Origin of the sequence: Nocardioides sp. 31GB23, from assembly GCF_040012395.1 — a bacterium.
Taxonomy (GTDB): domain Bacteria; phylum Actinomycetota; class Actinomycetes; order Propionibacteriales; family Nocardioidaceae; genus Nocardioides; species Nocardioides salarius.
Window position 1 is genome coordinate 1 of the sequence record NZ_JBDYKJ010000124.1, and the last position, 4321, is coordinate 4321.

3 protein-coding genes are annotated in these 4321 nt (G+C 74.0%); 1 reads left to right on the forward strand and 2 read right to left on the reverse strand.

Annotation, left to right across the window (positions count from 1 at the left end):
- Positions 1-286 precede the first annotated feature (286 nt).
- Together ABKW28_RS22510 and ABKW28_RS22515 are read right to left on the reverse strand one after the other, a co-directional pair.
- Positions 287-1909, reverse strand: a complete 1623-nt coding sequence (locus ABKW28_RS22510; RefSeq protein ID WP_348613483.1) for a sulfatase — start codon at positions 1907-1909, stop codon at positions 287-289.
- A gap of 50 nt (positions 1910-1959) precedes the next feature.
- Entirely contained in the window at positions 1960-2541 is a 582-nt protein-coding gene (locus ABKW28_RS22515; RefSeq protein WP_348613485.1) for an XRE family transcriptional regulator, read from the reverse strand.
- 65 nt (positions 2542-2606) lie between these two features.
- Here ABKW28_RS22515 and ABKW28_RS22520 point away from each other — a divergent pair, with 65 nt between their 5' ends.
- Entirely contained in the window at positions 2607-4301 is a 1695-nt protein-coding gene (locus ABKW28_RS22520; RefSeq protein WP_348613487.1) for a bifunctional NAD(P)/FAD-dependent oxidoreductase/class I SAM-dependent methyltransferase, read from the forward strand.
- The last annotated feature ends 20 nt before the right edge of the window (positions 4302-4321 follow it).

The window sequence follows — 4321 nt, forward strand, 5'->3', positions numbered from 1 at the left end:
ACTGGCTCTGGTCCACGACACGTGTGCGATCGGGACCTGTGAAAGACCGTTCGCCTGGTCCGAGATCCACCACCTGATCCCCTGGTCACACCACGGCGACACCGACCTCGAAGCCATCCCCCTCTGCTCCTGGCACCACCACCGCGCCCACGACCCCCGATGGCACCTCACCCAACACCCCCTACGGGGCTGGGAGCTGCGCGCCCGCGAGCGCCGCAGGAGGTCCTGACGCACCGCACGGCCGCCCCCCACCAGGGGACGGCCGTGCGTCGGGGTCGTTCGGGGGTCAGCGCCGCGGGCGCGGCACCGGGCCGAAGTCGCGGAAGCAGGCGCTGGCGCCGCCGCAGCGGTTCAGCGCCGACAACCGGCGCTCCAGCTCGCGGCGCACCTTGCGGTAGCGGGGCTGGCCGGCCACGTTGCGGATCTGCTGCGGGTCGGCGCGGCGGTCGAAGAGCTCGGCGAAGGGCCGGCCCGAGCGCCGCTTCCACTTGGTGAACGTGTAGTCGGCGGTGCGCACGCCGCGGTACATCCACGCGCCGGTGCCGTCGCGGGCCGAGCGGGCGCCGGCCTGCACGAGAGTGGTGTCGCCCGCGGGCCGGGCACCGCCCCTCAGAGCCGGCACGAGGTCACGGCCGTCCTGGAGACGGCCCGGCGTCGCGCCGGCCAGCGAGGCGATGGTCGGCGCCAGGTCGACGGTGGTGGCCGGCCAGGTCGGCCGCGAGCGCTCGATGCCCGGGCCGCGCACCAGCAGCGGCACCCGCAGCGCCTCCTCGTAGGGCACGATCTTGCCGGAGTAGCGGTGCTCGCCCAGCAGGTAGCCGTTGTCGGAGGTGAACATGATGACGGTGTTGCTCAGCTCGCCGGCCTCGCGCAGCGACGCCACGATCCGGGCGACCCCCTCGTCGACGCTCTGCAGCGAGCGGATCCGGTCGAGGAAGAACTTCTGGGTGTGCCCGCGCGAGGCCACCGGCTTGCCCTCGACCAGAGGGTTGGGGCGGTGCTGCGGGGCGGCGTACGACCGCTTCTTCAGGCTGGGCGCCTTGGCGTTGCGGCGGGCGTCGGCGTACTTGCGCTCGGGCGTGGGCCCGTTCTTGCAGCTGCCCTCCCCGCACTCGCCGTGCGGGGCGAAGTAGGAGCTCCAGATGAAGAACGGCTTCGGGTCCGCCTCCGGCGCGGCGTCGGACTGCTCGGGATCGCGGCCCTGCGACCAGCTGTCGATCAGCTCGACGGTGCGGTCGGTGGTGTAGGTGCTGGAGTAGGCCTGGCCGTCGTTGTAGCGCTGCTTGACGCCCTGGGTGAACATCTTGAAGTCGTAGTAGCCGAACGTCGAGGTGCGCGGCACGTCGAACCACTCCCAGCCCGTCGGCACGCCGTCGCGCTGGGGCTTCCAGTGCGTGATGAACTTCCCGACCATGCCGGTGTGGTAGCCGCTCTCGTAGAGCCACTTGGGCAGCGTGTTGTGGGGGTCCTTGAGCCGGCGGTAGCCGCCGTACTCGCCGCCGTTGGAGTGCACGCCGTTGTTCTGGGCGAACTGGCCCGAGACGATCTCGGCGCGCGCGGGGCAGCACAGCGGGTGCGGGCTGATGGCGTCCTCGAAGGTGGCCCCGGCCCGGCCGAGCAGCCGGCGCGTGCGCGGCATGAAGCGCATGTCGGCGGCCGTCTGGTCGTCGGTGGTGATGAGCACGATGTTGGGGGCCTCGGCGTCCGCCTGCTCGCGCACCGGGGGCAGCGGGGCCTCGTAGTCGTCCGAGACACCGGCATGCATCGCCGCACCGAGCAGGCGCTGGTGCAGCTGGACGGGGTCGACCGTCGTCGTGGTGGTGCCCGCCGAGACCCCGGGCACGACGGCGGCGGCCAGGGCGAGGGGGGCGAGGGCGAGGACTGCCGAGCGCAGGCGTGGAACAGGCACAGGCGGGAACGTAAAGGACGGTGCCTACCTCGCCGAAATCGTTGGACGGCTCAGCCCGTCCCGGCACCGGCACCGGCGTCGGCGTGGGTGTGCGTGTGCATCTTCATCCCCTCGTCGTTGAAGATGCTCAGCACCTGCGCGGGCCGCGAGCCCACCGCCGACATGCTGTGCGGGGTGCGGGTGTCGAACTCGGCGGCCTCCCCTCGGGTCAGCACGAGGTCCTGCTCCCCCAGCAGCAGCCGCAGCCGGCCGGACAGCACGTAGAGCCACTCGTAGCCGTCGTGGGTGCGGCGCTCCGGCGGGCTGTCCACGGGCGGGTAGGTGATCTTGTACGTCGAGATCGGCGCGCTCTCCGGTGCCAGAGGCACGATCAGCATCCCCTGCCGCCGGATCGGCGCCCGCCGCACCCGGGGGTCGGGGGTCTGGGTCGAGACGAGGTCGTCGAGGCGGATGCCCAGCTGGCGGGTCAGCGGCATCAGCAGCTCGAGGCTGGCCTGGCGCTTGCCCGACTCCAGGCGCGAGAGCGTGCTGGGCGACATGCCGGCCCGCTCGGCCAGGTCGTCGAGGGTCCAGCCCCGGTCGTTGCGGGCGGCCCGCAGCCGCGTCCCCACCTGTGCCAGCTCGTCAGTCATGCGTCGATCTTGCCATACCCGCAAGGACCATTGCGAGATCGGCATCCACCCGGTGCACTGGACACATGACTGGGCACATGGACGACGAGACGATGACCGAGAACGACACTCCCGACCCGACCGAGACCTGGGACGCCGTGGTCGTGGGCGGCGGCGCCGCAGGGCTGGCGGCGGCGCTGATGCTGGGCCGGGCGCGACGCCGGGTGCTGGTGGTCGACGCCGGCGAGCCGCGCAACCGCGACGCCGCGCACATGCACGGGGTGCTGGGCCACGACGGCATCGACCCGGCCGACCTGGTGGCGCGCGGGCGGGCCGAGGTGGCGGCGTACGACGTGGAGGTGCGCGCGGGGCGGGTCGACCTCGTCGAGCGGGCCGGCCCCGAGGCCGGGGACGGGCTGCTCGTGCGCCTGGGCGCGGGCGGGGTCGTGCGGACCCGGGCGCTGGTGGCGGCCACCGGCATCACCGACGTGCTGCCGGAGGTGCCGGGCCTGGCCGAGCGGTGGGGCGCGAGCGTGCTGCACTGCCCCTACTGCCACGGGTGGGAGGTGCGCGGTCGCAGGCTGGGCGTGCTGCTCACCAGCCCCGCGAGCCTGCACCAGGCCCAGCTGCTGCGGCAGTGGAGCGACGACGTGACCGTCCTCAGCGCGGCCGTCGAGCCGCTGGAGGAGGAGACCGCGCGGCGGCTGCGCAGCCGCGGCGTGCGCCTGGTCGCCGAGCCGGTGGTCGAGGTGCTCGGCGAGGGCCGGGACCTGAGCGGGGTGCGCACCGCCGCCGGCGAGGTGGTCGCGCTCGACGCGCTCTTCACCGCCGGCCGCCCGCTCCCCCACGACGCGTTCCTCGACGGCCTCGACCTGGCGCGCGAGGACGGGCCGTTCGGCAGCGTGCTGGCCGTCGACCCCACGGGGCGCACCAGCCACGGTCGGGTCTGGGCGGTCGGCAACGTGGTGCAGCCGATGGCCAACGTGCCGATGGTGACCGGCGCCGGGGCGATGACCGGCGCCTTCGTCAACGCGGTGCTGGTGGAGGAGGAGTTCGACGCGGCCGAGGCGGCCACCCAGCGGGTCACCACGCACTGGGAGGACTGGTACGCCGGGTCCGCGCCGCTGTGGTCGGGACGCGTCAACGCGACGACCGCCGACGTGGTGGCCACGCTGCCGGTGGGCGAGGCGCTCGACCTCGGCTGCGGCGAGGGCGGCGACGCGGTCTGGCTGGCCGAGCAGGGCTGGCGAGTGACGGCCGTCGACGTCTCCGCGACCGCGGTGGCCCGGGGCGCGGCGGGCGCCGAGCAGCGGGGCGTGGCGGAGCGCATCGACTGGCACGCCCACGACCTGGCCTCGTGGCGCACCGAGCAGACCTTCGACCTGGTGACGGCCTCGTTCCTGCACTCCGAGGTCGAGCTGCCGCGCGCGGAGATCCTGCGCCGCGCCGCCGGGAGGCTGCGCCCGGGCGGCCACCTGCTGCTCGTCTCGCACGTCTTCGAGTCGGATGGTGATGTCCCGCCGTGGGCGTCGGCGCGCCGCGAGCAGGCCGACCACGAGCCCCACGACCACGCGCACCGACACGGGCACGGGCACGAAGACGGGCAGGACACCGCGATGCCCGAGCTGCTGCTACCCCACGAGGAGATCGCCGCACTCACGCTCGACCCCGCCGACTGGTCCGTCGAGCTGAGCGAGCTGCGACCGCGCGAGGCCACCGGCCCCGACGGGGTGCAGCGGGCCGTCGTCAAGGACGGAGTCGTCCTGCTGCGGCGCCGCTGACCCGGCCCGAACTTCCCGCC

Excerpts from the sequence above, each read along its gene's own strand:
- ABKW28_RS22515 (WP_348613485.1), bottom strand. The coding sequence starts at position 2,541 with ATGACTGACGAGCTGGCACAGGTGGGGACGCGGCTGCGGGCCGCCCGC.
- ABKW28_RS22520 (WP_348613487.1), top strand. The coding sequence starts at position 2,607 with ATGACTGGGCACATGGACGACGAGACGATGACCGAGAACGACACTCCC.